The sequence below is a fragment of the Variovorax sp. RA8 genome (assembly GCF_901827175.1).
Lineage (GTDB): Bacteria > Pseudomonadota > Gammaproteobacteria > Burkholderiales > Burkholderiaceae_C > Variovorax.
Genome location: NZ_LR594662.1, coordinates 1,098,303 through 1,119,182 on the forward strand (window position 1 = coordinate 1,098,303; position 20,880 = coordinate 1,119,182).

21 protein-coding genes are annotated in these 20,880 nt (G+C 69.5%); 19 read left to right on the forward strand and 2 right to left on the reverse strand.

The genetic code is table 11. From position 1 onward, the window contains the following. Positions 1–59 precede the first annotated feature (59 nt). The 6 genes from E5P3_RS05260 (at position 60) to E5P3_RS05285 (ending at position 5,712) form a co-directional block, all read left to right on the forward strand. A complete protein-coding gene (locus E5P3_RS05260; protein WP_162589541.1) occupies positions 60–746 on the forward strand; it encodes a HAMP domain-containing histidine kinase in 687 nt (228 codons plus the stop codon). Positions 747–852: 106 nt separating this feature from the next. Beyond that, positions 853–1,875, forward strand: a complete 1,023-nt coding sequence (locus E5P3_RS05265; protein WP_162585014.1) for a Bug family tripartite tricarboxylate transporter substrate binding protein — start codon at positions 853–855, stop codon at positions 1,873–1,875. A gap of 125 nt (positions 1,876–2,000) precedes the next feature. After that, positions 2,001–2,966, forward strand: coding sequence for a tripartite tricarboxylate transporter substrate binding protein (locus E5P3_RS05270; protein WP_162585015.1), 966 nt, complete (start codon positions 2,001–2,003; stop codon positions 2,964–2,966). Between the two features lie 2 nt (positions 2,967–2,968). Further along, positions 2,969–3,844 (forward strand): isocitrate lyase/PEP mutase family protein, encoded by an 876-nt coding sequence (locus E5P3_RS05275; protein ID WP_162585016.1) that lies wholly within the window; start codon positions 2,969–2,971, stop codon positions 3,842–3,844. Beyond that, positions 3,837–4,667 (forward strand): amidohydrolase family protein, encoded by an 831-nt coding sequence (locus tag E5P3_RS05280; protein WP_162585017.1) that lies wholly within the window; start codon positions 3,837–3,839, stop codon positions 4,665–4,667. Before E5P3_RS05275 ends, E5P3_RS05280 begins: the two co-directional genes overlap by 8 nt. A gap of 46 nt (positions 4,668–4,713) precedes the next feature. After that, positions 4,714–5,712, forward strand: a complete 999-nt coding sequence (locus tag E5P3_RS05285) for a tripartite tricarboxylate transporter substrate binding protein (RefSeq protein WP_162585018.1) — start codon at positions 4,714–4,716, stop codon at positions 5,710–5,712. Here the strand turns inward: E5P3_RS05285 and E5P3_RS05290 are convergent. Further along, on the reverse strand, positions 5,700–6,593 hold the full coding sequence (locus tag E5P3_RS05290; RefSeq protein WP_162585019.1) for a LysR family transcriptional regulator: 894 nt from the start codon (positions 6,591–6,593) through the stop codon (positions 5,700–5,702). The genes E5P3_RS05285 and E5P3_RS05290 overlap by 13 nt on opposite strands. An 81-nt stretch (positions 6,594–6,674) precedes the next feature. Next, positions 6,675–8,213, reverse strand: coding sequence for an FAD/NAD(P)-binding protein (locus tag E5P3_RS05295; RefSeq protein ID WP_162585020.1), 1,539 nt, complete (start codon positions 8,211–8,213; stop codon positions 6,675–6,677). Positions 8,214–8,231: 18 nt separating this feature from the next. On the opposite strand from E5P3_RS05295, the gene E5P3_RS05300 reads away from it, so the two are divergent. From E5P3_RS05300 to rsmH, 13 genes are all read left to right on the forward strand, one after another. Then, on the forward strand, positions 8,232–8,858 hold the full coding sequence (locus E5P3_RS05300) for a 2-hydroxychromene-2-carboxylate isomerase (protein WP_232072989.1): 627 nt from the start codon (positions 8,232–8,234) through the stop codon (positions 8,856–8,858). Positions 8,859–8,900: 42 nt separating this feature from the next. Beyond that, complete coding sequence (gene dapF, locus E5P3_RS05305; RefSeq protein ID WP_162585021.1) at positions 8,901–9,776, forward strand: diaminopimelate epimerase; 876 nt, start codon at positions 8,901–8,903, stop codon at positions 9,774–9,776. A 20-nt stretch (positions 9,777–9,796) separates the two neighbouring features. Beyond that, on the forward strand, positions 9,797–10,462 hold the full coding sequence (locus E5P3_RS05310; protein ID WP_174263035.1) for a DUF484 family protein: 666 nt from the start codon (positions 9,797–9,799) through the stop codon (positions 10,460–10,462). Then, positions 10,459–11,070 carry a YdcF family protein gene (locus E5P3_RS05315; protein ID WP_174263036.1) on the forward strand — a complete coding sequence of 204 codons (612 nt, stop codon included), beginning with the start codon at positions 10,459–10,461 and terminating at the stop codon, positions 11,068–11,070. Before E5P3_RS05310 ends, E5P3_RS05315 begins: the two co-directional genes overlap by 4 nt. Next, positions 11,054–12,028 carry a tyrosine recombinase XerC gene (locus E5P3_RS05320; RefSeq protein WP_162585023.1) on the forward strand — a complete coding sequence of 325 codons (975 nt, stop codon included), beginning with the start codon at positions 11,054–11,056 and terminating at the stop codon, positions 12,026–12,028. The genes E5P3_RS05315 and E5P3_RS05320 overlap by 17 nt, the downstream gene beginning before the upstream one ends. Continuing rightward, positions 12,025–13,227, forward strand: coding sequence for a class I SAM-dependent rRNA methyltransferase (locus E5P3_RS05325; protein WP_162585024.1), 1,203 nt, complete (start codon positions 12,025–12,027; stop codon positions 13,225–13,227). Before E5P3_RS05320 ends, E5P3_RS05325 begins: the two co-directional genes overlap by 4 nt. Positions 13,228–13,380: 153 nt before the next feature. After that, positions 13,381–14,427, forward strand: a complete 1,047-nt coding sequence (locus E5P3_RS05330; protein ID WP_162585025.1) for a CobW family GTP-binding protein — start codon at positions 13,381–13,383, stop codon at positions 14,425–14,427. A gap of 256 nt (positions 14,428–14,683) precedes the next feature. Then, on the forward strand, positions 14,684–15,607 hold the full coding sequence (gene dksA, locus E5P3_RS05335; RefSeq protein WP_443083232.1) for an RNA polymerase-binding protein DksA: 924 nt from the start codon (positions 14,684–14,686) through the stop codon (positions 15,605–15,607). A gap of 31 nt (positions 15,608–15,638) precedes the next feature. Continuing rightward, the gene (locus tag E5P3_RS05340; RefSeq protein ID WP_162585027.1) at positions 15,639–17,228 is read left to right on the forward strand and encodes an STAS domain-containing protein; all 1,590 of its coding nucleotides are present in this window, start codon (positions 15,639–15,641) and stop codon (positions 17,226–17,228) included. A gap of 133 nt (positions 17,229–17,361) precedes the next feature. Continuing rightward, positions 17,362–17,907 (forward strand): ATP-dependent protease subunit HslV, encoded by a 546-nt coding sequence (hslV, locus tag E5P3_RS05345; protein WP_162585028.1) that lies wholly within the window; start codon positions 17,362–17,364, stop codon positions 17,905–17,907. Positions 17,908–17,924: 17 nt separating this feature from the next. Then, positions 17,925–19,247, forward strand: coding sequence for an ATP-dependent protease ATPase subunit HslU (hslU, locus tag E5P3_RS05350; RefSeq protein WP_162585029.1), 1,323 nt, complete (start codon positions 17,925–17,927; stop codon positions 19,245–19,247). A gap of 270 nt (positions 19,248–19,517) precedes the next feature. Then, the gene (gene mraZ, locus E5P3_RS05355) at positions 19,518–19,946 is read left to right on the forward strand and encodes a division/cell wall cluster transcriptional repressor MraZ (RefSeq protein ID WP_162585030.1); all 429 of its coding nucleotides are present in this window, start codon (positions 19,518–19,520) and stop codon (positions 19,944–19,946) included. Between the two features lie 8 nt (positions 19,947–19,954). Then, entirely contained in the window at positions 19,955–20,878 is a 924-nt protein-coding gene (rsmH, locus tag E5P3_RS05360) for a 16S rRNA (cytosine(1402)-N(4))-methyltransferase RsmH (protein WP_162585031.1), read from the forward strand. Positions 20,879–20,880 lie beyond the last annotated feature (2 nt).

A 20,880-nucleotide genomic window follows, 5' to 3' on the forward strand; every position in this document is an offset into this window, starting at 1 on the left:
TGCGCGCCAGAGCACGCCCATACTTCGGGGCCCTCTTTTTGCGGAAGCATCGATTGAAAGTGAAAGCCTCGCCTGGAGCCAGCAGCTGGATCGTCGCAGGGGTGCGGCACGAACTGCTCACGCGCGCCCTGCCGGCGCTTCGCCACGACATGGCGGCGCCGCTGTCGGTGATTCGCATGAGCCTGCTGCTTCTTCGACATCGCGCCGCCGCCGCGACGGCCGAAGAAGGCGGCCGGGAGCAAGCACTCCAATCGATCTCCGAGCAGGTAGGCGCCCTGGCCGACGGCGTCCGCTCGCTGCGCGACTGGGAGCTGGCCGCGAGCGACGAGGGCATCACGCGCAGCGCGCTGGTGCAGCGCTGCACGTCCCTGATGCGCGCAGCCTACGAGCTCCATGGCATCCGGCTGCACGTGGACGAGGACCTGGCCGCCGGCACGCCGGACGAACCGCGCTTTCCGGAGGGCGCGGCCCTGCGCTACATGGTGCTGGGCGCGCTGGGCTACCTGCATGACAACTCCCAGCGGCTCGGCGCGATTCGCGTGGAGCCCGACGGACCCGAGGGCCTGCGCTTCATCGCCAGCCCTGGCGATTCCGTCTCCGCCGATCCCACTCCGATGGCGGGTGCACTGCGCGCGCCGCGCAAGCTGGCCATCGACGCCGTGGCGTTCCAGGCGCTGGCCGACGGCCTGGGCTATCCGGTCACCGTCGACGGCACGACGGTACGGCTCTCGCTGAAGCCGCGCTGACGCGGCCTGGCCGGCCCGCGGCCGGTGAAGCATTTGGTTGTCTTGCGTCGCGGCAAAGGCTCGCGTAACTTCCAGTTACCGACATTTGCAACACCCAGAGCCTTTCATGATCACCAAACGCCGCCTGCTACAAGGCTTGGCCGCTTCCCTGTGCGGCACCGCCGCCTGGGCTCAGCAGACTCTTTCGCCGGCGGTGCCGCGGGCTTCCCGGGCCGGTGCAGCGCAGGGGAGCTGGCCTGCCCAGCCGGTCCGCATCCTGGTCGGTTTTCCTGCCGGCGCCTCGCCCGACCTGGCGGCACGGGCAATTGCCGAGCCGCTCGCCAGGCTGCTCGGCCAGCCCGTCATCGTCGAAAACAAGCCCGGCGCCAGTGGCAACGTGGCCGCCGACCTGGTGGCGAAGGCGCAGGACGACCACACCATCGGCGCCCTGATCAACGGCAATCTCACGATCGCCAAGCTGCTCAATCCGGCCACGCCCTTCGACCCCGAAAAGGACTTCGCGCCCGTCGGCCTGATCGGCACCGCCCCGCTGGTGCTGGCGGTCTCCGGCGACGCGGCGGGCAAGACGCCGACCGAGCTGCTGCTGTGGGCGCGCAACCTGGGCGACAAGGGCAGGTACGGCACCCCCGGCGTCGGCACTGTGGGCCATCTGGGCATGGAGCTCTTGAAGACCCGCACCAGCATCGCGCCGCAGCACGTGCCCTTCAACGGCAACCCGCAGGTGATCGAGGCCATGCTCGCCGGCAGGATCCAGCTGGCGTTGCTGCCGCCCGGGCTCGCCAAGCCGCATGTGGCCTCGGGCAAGTTCAAGGCCATCGGCGTCACTTCGCCGCTGCGCAGCCCGCTCTTCGCGGAGTTGCCCACCCTGCGCGAGGCCGAGGTGCGTGGCGCCGACCTGGAGATCTGGACGGCACTGGCGGCCCCGGCCGGGATGGCCAAGGCGGCCGTGGCGCGGCTCAATGCGGCGCTGGGCGAGGCGCTGCGCGCTCCCGAAATCCAGGCGAAGTTGCTGAAGGCAGGCTGGCAGGGCGAGGCGGGTACGCCGCAGGCGCTGGCCCACCGCATGCGCAGCGACACCTCGCAGCTGGGCGGCGTGATCCTGATGCGCGGTATCCGGGCAGAGGGATAGCGCTCCCGGCGCGGCGGGGCCGCAGTCATAACCGGTGCTTATGCAAAAGCAACCGGAAAGGGTGTTCTGTTTGAAATGACGCGTGCCGATACTTCCGGCACACGCACATTCCAGGAGACATCGCCATGCACCCCTCCCGTCGCCTCGCCTTGCTGGCCGGGCTTGCCGCTCTTCTTGCCGCCACCGGCGCGGCCGCACAGGGCTGGCCCACCAAGCCGATCCGCCTGGTCGTGCCCTTCGCGGCAGGCGGTGCAAACGACCTGATGGCGCGGGCTGCGGCCGACGGCGCCTCCAAGGCCCTGGGCCAGCCCATCGTCGTCGACAACAAGCCGGGCGCCGGCGCCACGCTGGGCGCAGACATCGTCGCCAAGAGCGCGCCCGACGGCTACACCTTCCTGGTGAGCGCGGCCGGCGTGATCTCGAACAGCATGATCAAGAAGAACATGCCCTACAAGGACAGCGACCTGGTGCCGGTGGGCATGATCGGCCTCGCACCCTCGGTGATCCTGGTGCCGGCCGATGCGCCCTACAAGGATCTGAAGGAATTCATTGCCGCCTCCAAGGCGGGGCCCGGCTTCCATTGGGCGACCGCCGGCACAGGCAGCACGCCGCATTTCGTCGAAGGCATGCTGGAAACGAAGTACGGCGCCAAGCTGGACCTGGTGCCCTACAAGAGCGGGTCGGAGTCGATCACGGCGGTGCTCGGCAAGCAGGTCGAGGCCACATCGGAGGCCAGCATCGTCGCGCTGCCTTACCTCAGGAGCGGCAAGCTGAAGGCGCTGGCCAACACCTGGACCACGCGCATCTCGGCCTACCCGCAGCTGGCCACGGCCGCAGAGCAGGGCTTCCCCGACGTGCGCATCGCGCACTGGGCCGGCGTGCATGCGCCGCACGGCACGCCCGAAGCGGTGCTCGACAAGATGAGCGCAGCCATCGACGCGGCCATGAAGACGCCGGCCATCGCCGAGAAGCTCAAGGGCATGGGCATCGAGCCCATCGGCGGCACGCGCGCTTCCTTCGTGCAGTTCGTCGATGCCGAGCGCGCCCGTCTGGGCGCGGTGGTCAAGGCTACCGGCATGAAGGACGAATGAACATGAACGACAACGCCACCCATCCCGGTACTCTGCTGCGGCAGAAGGTCGCGGCGAAGCGCGGTCTCGTGGTGCCGGGCGCGGCCAACGCGCTGGCCGCGCGCGTGATCGAGGAACTGGGCTTCGAGGCCGTCTACCTGAGCGGTGCCGGGCTCACCAACACCTTCTACGGCATGCCCGACCTGGGCTTCGTCCACCTGGGCGACCTGGCACAGCACACGGCCGCGCTGCGCGATGCAGTGAAGCTGCCGATCATCGTCGACGCCGACACCGGGTTCGGCAACGCGCTCAACGTGCAGCACACGGTGCGCACGCTGGAGCGCGCCGGCGCCAACGCGATCCAGCTGGAGGACCAGGTGAGCCCCAAGAAGTGCGGGCACTTCGAGGGCAAGGCCGTGATCGGGCGCGACGAGATGCTGGGCAAGGTGAAGGCGGCGGTCGACGCGCGGGCGCACGCCGACTTCCTGGTGATCGCGCGCACCGACGCCGCCGCGGTCGAAGGCGTCGATGCCGCGATTGCACGCGCCGCGGCCTACGCCGAGGCCGGGGCCGACATCACCTTCGTCGAGGCGCCCGAGTCGCTGGAAGCGCTGCGCCGTATTCCGCGCGAGCTGGCCTGCCCGCAGGTGGTCAACGTGGTGATCGGCGGCAAGACGCCCACACTGGATGCGGCGGAGTTCGGCGCCATGGGCTTCGGCCTGGTGCTCTATGCCAATGCCGCGCTGCAGGGCGCGGTGCGCGGCATGACGCTGGCGCTTCAGGCCCTGCGCGACGGCGGCCGGCTCGACGAGGCGAGCGGCCTGGTCGCCACTTTCGCCGAGCGTCAGGCGCTGGTGCGCAAGAACCAGTACGACGCCCTCGAGCAGCGCTATGCCTGAGCCGGCCAGCGCGACGAGCGCGATCACTGCCATCGACAGCCACGCCCACGTCTTCCGGCGAGGACTGCCACTGGCCCCGGTGCATCGCCACGCGCCGGATTACGACGCGTTGCTGGACGATTACCTGGCGCTGCTCGATGCGCATGCGGTCTCGCATGGCGTACTGGTTCAGCCGAGCTTCCTTGGCACCGACAACAGCTTCCTGCTCGATGCGCTGCGTGCCTGCCCGGAGCGGCTGCGCGGCGTGGTGATCATCGAGCCCACACTCGGCGACGATGCGCTGGCGGAGCTGGACCGGCAAGGAGTCCGTGGCATTCGCCTCAACCTGGTGGGGCTGCCCATTCCCGATTTCGCGCGCGCCGAATGGCGGCGGCTCTTCAAGCAGGTGCGCGCGCTCGACTGGCATGTGGAGCTGCACCGCGAATCGCGCGACCTGCCGCAGGCCGGCCAGCCGATCCTCGATGCCGGGTGCAAGCTGGTGGTCGACCACTTCGGCCGCCCCGGCGCGGCGCTCGCCGACGACGAAGGCTTCGCATGGCTGCTGGCCAGCGCCGCAACGCAGCGCGTGTGGGTGAAGCTGGCGGCCGCCTACCGCAGCTGGCCCGACCAGCGCGGCAGCGCCGCCCGCGCCGCCGCGCTGGCGCTGCTGCAGGCGTTCGGCGCCGGCCGCCTTCTCTGGGGCAGCGACTGGCCCCATACGCAGCACCAGCCGCTGGCCGATTTCGGTTCCACCCGGGGGGCGCTGGCCGACTGGGTTGAGGATGAACATGCGCGCCGGCGCATCCTGGTCGACACGCCGGCGGCGCTGTTCCGCTTCGCCTGATCACAAGAAAGCAACGTGCCTGCATGGGCGCTGCAAGGAGATAAAGATGGTCCATCGCACACGCTTCGCGCGAGTCGTCCTTCATGCCGTCCGCGGTACGGTCCTGATGCTGGCGGCGCTGGCCGTTCACGCGCAGGTACAGGCGCAGGCCTGGCCGGCCAAGCCGGTCCGCCTGGTCGTGACCTACCCACCCGGCGGCACTGTGGATGTGGTGGCACGCATCGTCGCCCCGAAGCTCTCGGCACGTCTCGGCCAGCCGGTGGTGGTCGACAACCGCGGGGGCGCCGGCGGCGCGATCGGCGGCGAGCTCGTGGCCAAGAGTCCGGCCGACGGCTACACCGTGATGCTCGATGCGTCCAACCATGCGCAGAACCCGGCGCTGCGCAGCAAGATGCCCTTCGACACGCTGCGCGACTTCGCGCCCGTGTCGCTCCTCGTCAAGGTCCCGAACATCCTGGTGGTGCATCCCGCGGCGCCGATCCGGAGCGTCCAGGACCTGATCGCGCAGGCCAAGGCGCGGCCTGGCGAGATCAATTACGCGTCTTCCGGCAACGGCTCATCGCCGCACCTGGCCGCCGAGCTCTTCGATTCGATGGCGAAGACGCGCATGACGCACGTGGCCTACAAGGGCGGCGGCCCCGCGCTCACCGACGTCATGGCGGGTCAGGTGCCGGTGTTCTTTGCGAGCCTTGGCTCGGGCATGCCCTACATCCAGGGCGGCAAGCTGCGGCCGATCGCGATCGGCGGCAGTGCGCGCTCGCCGGCACTCCCCGAGGTGCCGACCATCGCCGAGTCAGGCCTGCCGGGCTACGAGATGTACGAGTGGAATGCGGTGTTCGTGCCCGCGGGCACGCCGGCGCCGGTGATCGAGCGGCTTTCCAGGGAAATCGCCGCGACGCTCAAGGAGGCAGACGTGCGCCAGCGGCTGGAAGCCCTGGGTGCCGAGGTGATCGGCGCCGGCCCGGCCGAGCTCGATGCCTTCCGCCGCGCCGAGCTCGCCAAGTGGAGCCGGCTCGCGAAAGAGAACAAGCTTCAGCTGGACTGAACCGGTCCCAGTGTCTGCGCGAACGTGTCGGCAAAAGTCGGCCGCGAGCGCGCCAGCCACATCGCCGACAGCTCGAAGGCCGGCAGGCTCGCGCCGTCGCGCACCTCGGCGTAGCGCACGCCCTCGTGTCGCAGCGCGCGCGCGGAGCGCGGCAGCAGCGACCAGCCCAGGCCGGCCGCCACGCAGGCCAGCACCGTCAGCGTGCGGTTAGCGTCCTGTACCACCTGCACCTGGTGGCCGGCGCGGCGGATCGCGCCCAGCATCTGGCTGCGCAAGGCCGGGATCTGCTGCTCGGGAAACCAGACCAGGCCGTGCTGCGCGACCTCTGCCAGGGACACGCAGCCGTCCTCTGCCACATCGAAGGCGGCGGGCAGCGCGGCGATCATCGGGTCCTCCCCCAGCCGCAGTTCGTTCACGCGCGCATCGACCGAGACCGGGGGGTGCAGCAGCGCGATGTCGATGCGCCCGCCCGCCAGCGCGTCGACCTGCTCGGCGTTGCTCATCTCGCGCAGCACCACCTCGAGCCGTGGATGCTCGGCGCGCAGCAGACGCAGCGCGCGTGGCAGCACTTCGTAGATGGCATGGGTCACGAAGCCCACCGTGAGGCGGCCCGCGCGGCCCGCCGCGATGGCGCGTGCCCGCTCGGCGGCCGCATCGCCATGGGCAATGCTGGCGCGCACGTCGTCCACGACCGCGAGGCCCGCCTCCGTCAGGGTCGCGCCGCGCCGCGTGCGCGTGAACAGCGGCGTGCCGATCTCGCGCTCGAGGCGGTTCAGCGTCTGGGTGAGGGCCGGCTGCGCGATGCCCAACTGCTCGGCCGCGCGCGTGAGGCTGCCCGCCTCGCTGATCGCGAGGATGCAGCGCATCTGGCGGGTGTCCATCAGCGCGTCCCGCCGCGGCTCATAGGGCAAGCTCCGCCCTGCGGGCTGCGATGCCATGAGCCTTCGGAGCGGCCGTGCAGCTCATTCGACGCCTCCGCCCGGGACATACCAGCGCGTCGCGATCAGCTCCGGCTCGTCATGCGCCAGCAGCCGCGCCCAATGGCGGTCGGCATCCTCGACGAACAGGTCGCGCGCGATCGCCTGGGCCAGCCGGGCGGCGCCGATCGCGAGGCCGGGGATGTCGCCCGCGAGCGCACCGTGGGTCATGGTGGCGCCCCAGTTGAACAGGCGCATGCGCGACAGCGCCTCGGTCGCGTCCGGCGGGCCGGGCGCGTGGGCACGCAGCTCGAAGCCCGCGCCCAGATAAGGAAAGCGCGCCGGCTCGGGATGGCGCCGCGCCTCTTCGGACGGCACGTGGCGCGCCCAGGTGTCGACCAGCGGCGTGTAGCGGCCGATCTCGGGCCGGTCGAGCAGGTCGACGTCGAAGCCGGTGCCGAAGATCACCGCGTCGAAGCGCTCGCTGCCGCCATCGGGCAGGGCGACCGTCACGCCGTCTTCGCCGGGCACCACGTCCACCCAGGGCGTGCCCAGGCGCAGCGTGAAGGCCGCGTGCGCGTCGCAGCGGCGCACGCTCTCCCAGGGCGGCGGCACCTGCTCGTCGAAGATGTAGGTGTAGACGCGCCACTTCCGCGCATCGTCCAGCCCCTCGAAGCCGCGCAGGAAGCCGTGGCTGGAGGCGGCCTTGCTCTTGTTGACCTGCGGCAACTGCGCGCGGCGCGCGAACAGCTGGACCTCGGCGGCGCCGGCCTCCAGCGCGCTGCCCGCATTGTCGAAGGCCGAGGCGCCGGCGCCCAGCACGCCGATGCGCCGGCCTTCCAGGGCGGCGAAGTCGATCGCATCGGCCGAGTGGAACACCCGGCCGGCCGCGAGCGGATCGTCGCGCCGCAGTGTCGGGAAGTCCGGCCAGCGCGGCGCGCCGCTGCCGTCGCGGCCCAGCGCGAGCACGAGCTGACGGGCGCGCACGGTCTCGCGCCGGCCGCCGGGGCCTTCGAGCTCGATCGAGAGCAGGCGGCCGCCTTCGCCGTGCGAGACCGCGCGCAGGCTGACGCCGTTGTCCACCGCCAGGCCGACGGTGTCGCGCACCCATAGCAGGTAGTCGCGCCAGTCGATGCGGCCGATCTTGTGCAGCGCCTGCCAGCCGTCGCTGCCGTGCTGCGCCTCGTACCAGGCCCGGAAGGAGAGCGAAGGCACGCCCAGTTCCGGCCCGCCGACCTGCTTGGGGCTGCGCAGCGTCAGCATGCGCGCGTAGGTGCCCCAGGGGCCTTCCTCGCCGCGCGCGGCGCGGTCGATCACGCGGATATTCGTCAGGCCCTCGCGGTGGAGGGCGAAGGCGGCGGTCTGGCCGCACATGCCGGCGCCGGCCACCAATACGTCGAGCACGGGCGAGGCCCCGGTGGCGGATTCGGCCGGGAGCATCCAGGTGGGCGGCGGGACGTTGATGCGTTCGAGGTCGGCGCGCGCCCGTATCGCCAGGGCTTCGAGCGCCGCGGCGTCGCGCGGGCTTGCGGTGAACTGCGGGGGCACCGGCGGCAATGCGGCGGTGGAGGTGTCGTGGGGCATAGCGTGAAGATAATCCAGATGATGATCGCCCTCGACTGCTATTACAGCCTCTCCTCGCCCTGGGCCTACCTCGGCGGCCCGCAACTGCAGGACCTCGTGCGTCGCCACCACGTGCACCTCACGCTCAAGCCCTACGACTTCCAGGCCGTGGTGCCGCAGACCGGCGGCATCCCGCTCAAGACGCGACCCGAGGCCCGTCGTACCTATCACGCGCTCGAGCTCGCCCGCTGGCGCGACTACCTGGGCATGCCGCTGGTGCTGGAGCCCGCGCACTATCCCAAGGGCAAGCCCGCCGATCCGAACTGGAACAAGTACGCCGGCTGGATGGTGATCGCCGCCCAGCTGCAGGGGCTGGACGCGCAACCGCTGTCCCATGCGCTGCTGCGCGCGCTGTGGGCCGAGGAGCGCGACACCTCGAAGGCCGACGTCCGCATTTCAGTGGCCGACGAGAACGGCTACGACGGCGCGGCGCTGCAGGCGCTCGAGCAGGCCGCCGAGACGCAGGCCGCCTACCGCGCCTACAGTGCCGAGGCGGTAGAGAAGGGCGTGTTCGGCTCGCCGACCTACGTGCTCGAGGGCGAGCGTTTCTGGGGACAGGACCGGCTGGGCTTCCTGGACCGGGCGCTGGACCGGCTGCGCGGCTGAGAGGCCGCTGGTCGGCAGCGCGGCGCGGCAGATAATCCCCCGATGCGAATCCGCTTCACCAAGATGCAGGGCGCCGGCAACGACTTCGTCGTGCTGGACGAGACCCGCGGCGCGCTCGGCCTCGACGCGGCGCAGTACCGCTTCCTGGCCGACCGCCATTTCGGCGTGGGCGCCGACCAGATCCTCAGCGTGCGGCCCGCGCCGGCCGAGGGCGTCGATTTCCAGTACGTCATCCACAACGCCGACGGCGGCGAGGTCGAGCAGTGCGGCAACGGCGCGCGCTGCTTCATGCGCTTCGTGCGCGAGCACGGGCTGACCGACAAGGAGCAGGTGCGGGTGCAGACGCTGTCGGGGGTCATCGAGCCGAAGATGGGCGCCGACGGCCGCGTGACGGTGGACATGGGCGCCCCCATCTTCGAGCCGCAGCGCGTGCCCTTCGACACCGCCGGCCTGGACCCGCAGCACGACAACGGTTGGCACACCTGGCACCTCACCCTGGGCACGCACGCCGACAGCGCGAAGGTGTCGGTGGCGGTGCTCTCGATGGGCAATCCGCATGCGGTCCAGATCGTGCCCGATGTCGATGCCGCGCCGGTGGCGAAGCAGGGCCCGGCGATCGAGCACCATCCGCGCTTTCCCCAGCGCGTGAATGCCGGCTTCATGCAGATCGTCGATCGCGGCCATGTGCGCCTGCGGGTGTTCGAGCGCGGCGCCGGCGAGACCCTGGCCTGCGGCACCGGCGCCTGCGCCGCGGTGGTGGCGGGCATCCGCCTCGGGCGGCTCGACACCCGCGTCGACGTGCAGACCCGGGGCGGGCTGCTGACCATCGAGTGGGCCGGCGACGGCGCGCCGGTGCTGATGACGGGCCCCGCCGTCACCGTGTTCGAGGGCGACATCGAGGTCCCCGACGCCCCATGAACTCCATCCACCGAGACGCCATGAATCCCATCACCGAAGACGATATCGCCAACTACCTCTCGAACACGCCCGACTTCTTCGAACGCCATGCGCAGCTGCTGGCCCAGGTGCAGCTCACCAGCCCGCACGGCAACCGCGCCGTGAGCCTGCAGGAGCGCCAGGCCGAGATGCTGCGCGAGAAGATCAAGGCGCTGGAGCACCGCGTGATGGACATGGTGCGCCACGGCACCGAGAACGTCGTCACCGCCGACCGCCTGCAGCGCTGGACCCGCGGCCTGCTGACCACGCGCGACCCGCGCGCGCTGCCCACGCGTATCGCGAGCGACCTGGAGACGCTGTTCGTGGTGCCGCAGGTCGCGATCAAGATCTGGGACTGCGACGGCAGCTACCTCCACGAGCCCTACGCGCAGCAGGTGAGCGAGGACATGAAGGCGCTGGCCACCTCGCTCACCGCGCCCTACTGCGGCCTCAACGCGGGCTTCGAGGTCGCTGGCTGGCTGGCCGAGCCGCAGGCGGCGGTGTCGATCGCGCTGATCCCGCTGCGTCCCGAACCCGAGGCGGCGGCTTTCGGCCTGCTGGTGCTCGCATCGCCCGATGCGCATCGCTTCAACGCCGAGATGGGCACCGACTTCCTGGAGCGCATTGCCGAGCTGGCCTCGGCGGCGCTGTCGCGGCTGCGTTCTTGATCGCGCGGCGCGCGCTGGCGGGCGCGGTCCTCGTGCTGCTGCTGGGCTATGCGGCGATCCACGCCACGGTCTGGCTGCATGCGCGCGAGCGGCTTGCGCACCCGCCGGCGCGCGCGGCCGATGCGGCGCTGGTGCTCGGCAACCGCGCGTACCGCGACGGCCGGCCCAACCCGTGCCTGACCGGGCGCGTCGATGCCGCCATCGCGCTGGCGCGCGCGGGGCAGGTGCGCCAGCTCCTGCTCTCGGGCGGCGTGGACAAGGAAGACGGCCGCATCGAGGCCGAGGTGATGCAGCAGCATGCGCGCGACTCGGGCTACGAGGGCGCGCTGCTGATGGAGCCGGTGTCGCAGTCCACGCGGGAGAACCTCGCGAGGTCGCGGCCACTGCTCGAGGCGGCGGGCGTGAAGCGCGTGATCGTCGTCTCCGAGCCCTATCACCTCTGGCGCGTCGAGCGCCTTGCGCACGCGGCCGGCTTCGACCGCCGCTTCGAGGTGCAGTACGCCGCCGCGCCCACTGCCTGCTGGCAGCGCTGGGGCATGGCCTTCCGGGGTGCGTTGCGCGAGCCGCTGGCCATCGTGAACAATGCCGCCAATGGATACCTTCACTGAATCGCCGCTGGTCGAGCGGTATCTCGAGCACGTGCGGGTCGAGCGTCGATTGGCAGATCGCACCGTCGAGCTCTATGCGATCCACCTCAAGACGCTGATCGTGAACGCCGCAGCCGCCGGACTGCCGCTGGAGCAGGTGCAGACCGCCCATGTGCGCCGCTGGATGGCGCAGTTGCACAGCGCGGGCCGGGAGTCGCGCGGCATCGCGCTGGTGCTGTCCTGCTGGCGCGGCTTCTACCGCTGGCTGGGCCACGAGGGGCGGATCGTTGCGAACCCGGTGCAGGATGTGCACGCGCCCAAGGCTGGGCGGCCGCTGCCGAAGGCGCTGGCGGTCGACGAGGCGGTGCAACTTGCGCAATTGCATGACGACGAGGCCGACCCCTGGACCGAGGCCCGCGACCGCGCCATCGTGGAGCTGCTCTATGGCTGCGGCCTGCGCGTCGGCGAGCTCACCGGCCTCGACCTGCGCGCCAGCAACACGGCGCGCGGCTGGGTTGATCTCGACGCGCAGGAGGCCAGCGTGCTCGGCAAGGGCAGCAAGCGGCGCACCGTGCCGGTCGGCGCCAAGGCGGCCGAGGCGCTGGCGGACTGGCTGGCGCGGCGCGAAGACTGCGCGGCGCTGCCGGCGGCGCGGCTGCGCGATCCGGCCGGCGCCGCGGCGCTCTTCATCGGCCGCACCGGCACCCGCCTGTCGCCCCATGCCATCTGGCGCCAGTTGCGCCAGCGCAGCCTGAAGGCGGGCCTGGCCGCGCCGGTGCATCCGCACATGCTGCGCCACTCCTTCGCGAGCCACGTGCTGCAGTCCAGCAGCGACCTGCGCGCCGTACAGGAACTGCTGGGCCACGCCAGCATCTCGACCACGCAGGTCTACACGCGGCTGGATTTCCAGCACCTGGCCAAGGCCTACGATGCGGCACATCCGCGGGCCCGGGTGAAAGAAGACGGCGGCAAGAAATGAAAACACTCCGCCTGCGCCCCGGCAAGGAACGCTCGTTGCTGCGCCGCCATCCGTGGATCTTCGAATCGGCCATCGCCAAGGGCGGCGGCGATGCGGGCGAGACGGTGCGCATCGAGGCTGACGACGGCCGCTTCCTGGCGTGGGCGGCCTTCAGCCCGCATTCCAAGATCCGCGCGCGGGCCTGGAGTTTCGACGAGCAGCAGCGCATCGATTCGGCTTTCATGACGTCGCGGGTGGCGAGCGCGGTGGCGGCGCGGGAGCGCTTCGAGTTGCCGAGCGACGGCGTGCGCCTGGTGCACGGCGAGGCCGATGGCCTGCCGGGGTTGATCGTCGACCGCTACGGCGACACGCTGGTGGCGCAGTTCCTGTCGGCCGGGGCCGAGCGCTGGAAGAGCGTGCTGGCCGATGCGCTGCTGGCGGCCACCGGCCTGGCGAAGCTCTATGAGCGCTCCGACGCGAGCGGCCGCGAGCGCGAGGGGTTGGCGCCCGCGGCCGGCTGGCTGCGCGGCAGCGGGCCCACCGAACTGACCATCCGCGAGCACGACTGGCAGCTCACGCTGGACATCGCCACCGGGCACAAGACCGGCTTCTACCTCGACCAGCGCGACAGCCGCGGGCGCTTCGCGGAGCTGGCGCGGCGCCGGCGCTTCCGGCGCGTGCTCAACTGCTTTTGCTACACGGGCGGCTTCACGGTCGCGGCGATGGCCGGGCTGAAGGCGGCGGGCGCGCTCGATGGGGCGGAGCTGCTGTCCATCGACTCCTCGCTGCCGGCGCTGGAGCGCGCGCGGGCCCATGTGGCCCTCAACGGCTTCGAAGGCGCCCGCGCCGAGTTCCTGGACGCCGATGTCAATGCCTCCCTGCGCCGCTTTCTCGACGAGGGCCGCAGCTTCGATGCCATCGTGCTCGACCCGCCCAAGTTCGCCCCCACCGTGGCCCATGCCGAACGCGCGGCGCGGGCCTACAAGGACCTCAACCGGCTCGCCCTGAAGCTGCTGGTGCCGGGCGGCGTGCTGCTGACCTTCTCCTGCTCGGGCGGCATCGGCGCCGACCTGTTCCACAAGATCGTGGCCTCGGCCGGCATCGATGCGGGCGTGGACGGCTATATCAGCGAGCGCCTGGGCGCGGCGCCGGACCACCCGATGACCATCGAGTTCCCCGAGGGCGAGTACCTGAAAGGCTTGGTGGTCGTGCGCAAGTGAGCCGCAGGGCCGCTGCGAAGGCGAACGGCACCGCAGCCGAAGGCGAAGGTACTCCGGAGACCCGGTCGCGGCTCTTTGCCCCTGCGGCGGCGCGGCTTGGGGCACGTGGCTAAACTTCCCGCCTTCCCCCTCGTCCCCCTTCCCGGAGCATCCATGGCCCTGATCCCCGCCACCATCCTCACCGGCTTCCTCGGCTCCGGCAAGACCACGCTGCTCAAGCGCATCCTGAGCGAGGCGCACGGGCAGAAGATCGCCGTGATCGAGAACGAGTTCGGCGAGGAGAACATCGACAACGACATCCTGGTCACCGAGTCCAAGGAGCAGATCGTGCAGATGAGCAACGGCTGCATCTGCTGCACCATCCGCGAGGACCTGCGCGAGGCCCTGCAGCTGCTGGCCGCCAAGAAGCGCAAGGGGCTGCTCGACTTCGACCGCGTGGTGATCGAGACCACCGGCCTGGCCGATCCGGGCCCGGTGGCGCAGACCTTCTTCATGGACGACGAGATCGCCGAAAGCTATCTGCTGGACTCGATCCTCACGCTGGTGGACGCCAAGCATGCGCCGCAGCAGCTCAACGACCGCCAGGAAGCGCGCCGCCAGGTGGGCTTCGCTGACCAGATCTTCATCAGCAAGAGCGATCTGGTGGCGGCCGAGGAGACCGAGGCGCTGATCCACCGCCTCAAGCACATGAACCCGCGTGCCCCGCAGCAGAAGGTGCATTTCGGCGACGTGCCGTTGAAGGACGTGTTCGACCTGCGCGGCTTCAACCTCAATGCCAAGCTGGACATCGATCCGGACTTCCTGAAGGAGGAAGAGGAGCACGACCACGACCATGCGCACGGCGAGCATTGCGACCACCCCTCGCACAAGCACGAGGGTCATGGCCACCACCATCACCACGATGACGACGTGAAGAGCTTCGTCTTCCGCGCCGACCGGCCCTTCGACCCGGCCCGGCTGGAGGACTTCCTGGGCGCAATCGTCAACATCTACGGCCCGCGCATGCTGCGCTACAAGGGCGTGCTGAACATGCAGGGCACCGAGCGCAAGGTGATCTTCCAGGGCGTGCACCAGCTGATGGGCAGCGACCTCGGCCCGGCCTGGGGACCGGACGAAAAGCGCAACAGCCGCATGGTGTTCATCGGCATCGACCTGCCGCGCGAGATCCTGGAGCAGGGGCTGGAACAGTGCCTGGTCTGACCGGGATCGCCTGACCTTCTATACAATCGCGCGCCTGTTCCGGAGGTCAGGCATCGTCCTTCCCGGGACGATGTGTGACTTTTGACATAGAGCAGCACACGTTTTCGGCCTGCTTTCGGGGGTATAACCCCTGGGTTCGCCGTTGGCGAGCCCCCTGACAAGGCGGGGTCCCGCGAAGCCCTCGGGCAGCAGTGGTTCCCATGGGAGTAAATCCCCATTGAAAGCGCGTACCAGTTCGTCGAAGGAGCCAGTCACCGTGAAGAAACCAGTCGCCCAGGCAAAGCCCGTGTCCAGACCGGCCGTCAAGAAGACGGCGGTTGCGAAGCAGGCCGCGCCCGCCGCGAAGAAGGTTTCCGCGCCCAAGACCGTCGGACCTGTCGCGCCGCCGAAGCCTTCTGCCACGAGCAAGGCCAAGGCTGCGGGTGCAGGTGCTTCCTCATCAACCCACGCGGCCGGTACTCGCGCCGCCGCACCAGCTTCATCGATCCCCGTTAAAAAGGCGGTTGCGGCCCCTGCCGCAGCGACACCTGCTATGACCACTCCGACCACCCCCTCCGACACCTCTCCCTCCAACGCACCCGCACCCGCTCGCGGCGGGCGCGTCTCGCGGCTGTCGCAGCTGACCGTGCCCTCCATGCCGCAATCGGTGGCATCCACCGCGGCCAAGTCCAGCTTCGTCCAGGACTTGAAGACCGCGCTGGTGCCGCCGCCGCCCGTCGCCATCAAGAAAGACCCGAAGCTGGCCAACAACTGGAAGACGAAGTCGGTCGAGGAGCTCACCGATGCCGAGGTGATTGCCATGCCGGACTCCGAGTACATGAACGAGAAGCAGATGGCCTTCTTCCGGCTCAAGCTGCAAGCGCTCAAGCGCGAGATCCTCGAGAGCGCCGGCGAGACCACCGAGCACCTGCGGGAGGACACCGTCGTGGTGCCCGACCCGGCCGACCGCGCCACCATCGAGGAAGAGCACGCGCTCGAACTGCGCACCCGCGACCGCGAGCGCAAGCTGCTGAAGAAGATCGAGCAGTCGATCCAGCGCATCGACGCCGGCGACTACGGCTACTGCGACGAGACGGGCGAGCCGATCGGCCTCGGCCGGCTGCTGGCGCGCCCGACTGCCACGCTGTCGATCGAGGCGCAGCAGCGCCGCGAGCTCAAGCAGAAGATGTTCGGCGACTGAGTCACCGAAGCATCGAAGGGAGTCGCTGCGCATGGCCAAGGAAGATACCGGCCGGCTGCTGTCCAAGGTGGCCAAGTTCGTTCGCAATCCGCTCAAGGATTGGTCCGAGCTCGATGCCGAGGAGTCCTCGCAGCTCGAGAACGGCTACAGCCGCGAGATGCTCAAGGAAATGATCGAGCGGCGGCAGCGCAATGACTTCGTGCGTCGCCGCGAGTTCGACATGCTTCGCAAGCTGCGCCAGCGCGAGGCGGCCGGCGGGCGCGACGCGGCGGCCACGCCGTCCTCCTTCAACATCAGCAGCACCACCGGCAAGACCGAAGGCCGGGCGCTCACGCTCAAGAAGATCGCCGAGATCGAGGAGCAGATGTCGCAGCAGTGGTGGAAGAACCGCGGCCCAGGCGGAGAACAGGCCGCCGGGGACGGCAAGGCAAGCGGCGACATGGCTGCCCAGCACGCCCGCGCCTACGCCGACACCGTGCCCGGTGTAGCGCCGCCGCAGGGCGCCGCCGGCCCGGCTGCCGTGCCCTCGGTCTCCGACGGCTGCATCGAGGAGGCCGCGATCCGCTTCGCCCATGGCGACGACGCCGGCACGGAAGCGATCCTCCTGCAGGCGCTGGCGCCCGACGCCTCGGGCGCCGATCACGACGACACCTGGCGAGCGCTGTTCGACTTCTATCGCGCCGTCGGCGATGCAGAGAAGTTCTCGGCGGCGGCTGTGCGCTACACCCAGCGCACCAGCCGCAACCCGCCCGAATGGATCTCGCTGCGCGCGGTGGCGCGCCATGCCCAGATCGCCGCGGCATCGACCGTCAGCGCCCCGCCTCCGGCGCCAGTGGGCGGCGCCGACTGGGCCAGCCCCGCCGTGCTCAGGCGCGAAGACCTGCTGGGCCTCACGCGCGCACTCGGCGCGGCCGGCCCCACCTGGAAGCTGGATTGGAGTGCGCTCGACGCCATCGAGCCCGATGCAGCCGGCCCGCTGCGTGCGCTCTTCAACCATTGGGCCGACTCGGCGGTGCAACTGCGCTTCGCCGGCGCCGACCGGCTGCAGATCGCGCTCACCGAGGCCACCCCGGTCAACGAACGCCGGGTCGACGCCATCTGGTGGCAACTGCACATGGCCGCGCTGCGTGTCATGCACCGGCCGGACGAGTTCGAGCTGCTGGCGCTCAACTATTGCATCACCTACGAAGTGTCGCCCCCGCCCTGGGAAGACCCGAAGGGCGATTTCGGCGAGCTCGAGGTGTCGGCGGCCACGGCCCGGCCCTCGGTGTCGTCGGGATTCTCGATCTCGGGGCACGACGATGAGCTGATCGGCGCCGACGCCGCGCCGACGCACGCCGCGGCCGGCCACGGCTCGCTGGCGGGCGAGCTCGCTGGCGAATCGCTCCCGACCTGGGAGCGCCTCGACAAGGAGCTCGCCGGTGCGCAGGGCCTGTCGATTTCCTGCGCCGGACTGGTGCGGCTCGACTTCGTGGCCGCCGGTTCCCTGCTGAACTGGGTTACCGCCCGCGACGCGCGCGGCGAGCGGGTCGCTTTCGTCGACGCGCATCGCCTGATCGCCGCCTTCTTTGGCGTGATCGGGATTGCGGACCACGCCGAAGTCGCGATCAGGGCGAACTGAAACCCGGCCCCGGCCCACGCCATGCGCCGCGTTGGCCTCTTCGCCGAAGAGGTCGCCGCAACGCGTTATTCTGTTTTCCACCCGCTCCCCATCCCCGGCTTGCATTCGTGCAGGCTATCGCCATATTGCTTCGATGGAACAATTTCACGGAACCACGATCATCAGCGTGCGCCGCAAGACCCCGAACGGCGACCAGGTCGCCATCGGCGGCGATGGCCAGGTCACGCTGGGCAACATCGTCATCAAGGGCAGCGCGCGCAAGGTGCGCCGGCTCTACCAGGGCAAGGTGCTCGCCGGTTTCGCCGGCGCGACCGCCGATGCCTTCACCCTCTTCGAACGCTTCGAGGGCAAGCTCGAGAAGCACCAGGGCCACCTGGCGCGCGCTGCCATCGAGCTGACAAAGGACTGGCGCACCGACCGCGTGCTGCGCCGCCTGGAGGCGATGCTGGCCGTCGCCGACGCCCACAGCTCGCTGATCATCACCGGCAACGGCGACGTGCTGGAGCCCGAGAACGGCATCATCGCGATCGGCTCCGGCGGCGCCTATGCCCAGGCCGCTGCCAAAGCGCTGCTCGACCACACCGAGCTGAGCGCCGCCGACATCGTCAAGAAGTCGCTCGAGATCGCGGGCGAACTCTGCATTTACACCAACATGCATCACACCGTAGAGACCCTGTGAGCCCAGCGAGTGACCCCATGCCCATGACCCCACAGGAAATCGTCTCCGAGCTCGACAACCACATCGTCGGGCAACCCGATGCCAAACGCGCCGTCGCCATCGCGCTGCGCAACCGCTGGCGCCGCCAGCAGGTCGACGAGAAGCTGCGCGCCGAGATCACGCCCAAGAACATCCTCATGATCGGCCCCACCGGCGTGGGCAAGACCGAGATCGCGCGCCGGCTCGCGCGCCTGGCCGACGCGCCCTTCATCAAGGTCGAGGCCACCAAGTTCACCGAGGTGGGCTACGTGGGCAAGGACGTCGACTCGATCGTGCGCGACCTGGCAGAGATGGCCGTCAAGCAGACGCGCGAGAGCGAGAGCGCCAAGGTGCGCATGCGTGCCGAGGACGGCGCCGAGGAGCGCATCCTCGACGTGCTGCTGCCCCCGGCTCGCACGGCCGACGGCTCGAACGCCGAGAGCAGCAACGCCACCCGCCAGGCCTTCCGCAAGAAGCTGCGTGAGCATCAGCTCGACGACAAAGAGATCGAGATCGAGCTCGCCGAGCAGCGCGCCCCGCTCGAGATCATGGGCCCCGCCGGCATGGAGGACATGACCGAGCAGCTGCGCGGCATGTTCGGCCAGCTGGCGCAGGGCCGGCGCAAGACGCGCAAGCTCAAGATCGGCGAGGCCATGCGCCTGCTGATCGAGGAGGAGGCGACCAAGCTGGTCAACGAGGAAGAGATCCGCACCCAGGCGATTCACAACGCCGAGCAGAACGGCATCGTCTTCATCGACGAGATCGACAAGGTCGCCACCCGCAGCGAGGCGCAGGGCGCCGACGTGTCGCGCCAGGGCGTTCAGCGCGACCTGCTGCCGCTGGTGGAGGGCACCGCTGTGAGCACCAAGTACGGCGTGGTGCGCACCGACCACATCCTCTTCATCGCCAGCGGCGCCTTCCACCTGAGCAAGCCCAGCGACCTGATCCCCGAGCTGCAAGGCCGCTTCCCGATCCGCGTCGAGCTGCAGTCGCTCTCGGTGGCTGATTTCGAGAGCATCCTGACCCAGACCCGGGCCTCGCTGGTCAAGCAGTACCAGGCGCTGCTGGCGACCGAAGGCGTGACGCTGGAGTTCACGGCGGATGGCATCACCAGGCTCGCCAGCATCGCCTACGAGGTCAACGAGCGCACCGAGAATATCGGCGCTCGGCGCCTCTCGACGGTCATGGAGCGCCTGCTCGACGAGGTGAGCTTCGATGCCGCCAAGCTTGAAGGCCAGACCGTGCGCATCGATGCCGCCTACGTGGACGCACGTCTGTCGGCACTAAGTCACGACGAAGACCTTTCCCGATTCATCCTCTGATCGGGCTTTTGCACGAGCGCTGGCGCTTGCGGTTCACGCAACACATTCATTGCGCGAGCTAAGTGCTTCACCTGCAACGGAATTCGGTATTTTTGAGGCTTCAAAAACACCGCTAAGTTGTTGATTCCATTACAAAAAATAGCCGCGACACCCAGTTGCGTGGTAGGTGTTTCCTGCTACAGTGCAAAAAAGTGCAGTTAAGTGGGAAAAAGTGTCTGTTCGTGCCTCGCCGAGGTGCACGGCGCCTTTCCAGGACAGGGGTTCGCGGTCGTGTTTCAAGGGGCTTCATCGCTCAGTCTCGATGCCAAGGGGCGGCTTTCCGTGCCGACCCGGCATCGTGACGTCCTGAGCGCGACCGCCGGCGGCCAGCTCACGATCACCAAGCACCCCCACGGCTGCCTGATGGTGTTCCCGCGTCCGGAGTGGGAGAAATTCCGCGAGCGCATCGCGGCGCTCCCGATGTCGGCACAGTGGTGGAAGCGTGTCTTCCTGGGCAATGCGATGGACGTGGACATGGACGGCACCGGTCGCGTGCTGATCTCCCCCGAGTTGCGTGCGGCCGCCGGCATCACGCGCGACGCGCTGCTGCTCGGCATGGGCAACCACTTCGAGCTCTGGGACAAGGCCACCTACGACGCCAAGGAAGCCGAGGCCACCCAGGGAGAGATGCCCGATGTGTTCCAGGATTTCTCTTTCTGAGGCCGGCAGTGCAAGCGCCATGGAGCCATACGACCGTGTTGTTGAAGGAGGCGGTGGAAGCCCTCCTTCCCGGCACCGCGCCCGGCTCCGGCACCTACGTGGATGCCACCTTCGGGCGCGGCGGCCATTCCCGGGCCATCCTGGAAAGACTGTCGGAGGCCGGCCGGCTGATTGCGTTCGACAAGGACGCGGAAGCGGTGGCCGAGGCAGCGCGCATCGAGGATGCGCGTTTTTCCATCCGGCACCAGAGCTTCGACCACCTGGGGGAGCTGCCGCCGCGCAGCGTCGCCGGCGTGCTGATGGACCTCGGCGTGAGCTCCCCCCAGATCGACAACCCCGTACGGGGTTTTTCTTTTCGTTTCGACGGCCCGCTCGACATGCGCATGGACACCACGCGCGGCCAGAGCGTGGCCGAGTGGCTGGCAACGGCCGAAGTGCAGCAGATGGCGGAGGTGATTCGTGACTATGGCGAGGAACGGTTTGCTGTTCAGATTGCAAAGGCGATTGCAGCTCGCCGACAAGAACGGGGCCCAATTTCAACCACCGCCGAGCTGGCCGAGCTCGTGGCTGGCACGGTCAAAACCCGCGAGCCGGGCCAGAACCCTGCAACGCGCACATTTCAGGCTCTTCGGATTTTCATCAACGCCGAGCTTGAAGAGCTGCAACAGGCGCTAGAGGCGAGTCTTTCCGTGCTGCAACCCCAGGGCCGGCTCGCGGTGATCAGCTTCCATTCGCTGGAAGACCGCATCGTGAAGCAGTTCATCGCCAGGCATTCGCGCGAGGTCTACGACCGCCGCGCACCCTTCGCCGCGCCCCGCGCGATGAAGCTGCGCGCCATCGGCCGCATCAAGCCGACGCAGGCCGAGGTGGATGCGAACCCCCGGGCCCGCAGCGCGATCCTGCGCGTGGCCGAACGCACCGAGGAACTTTGAGC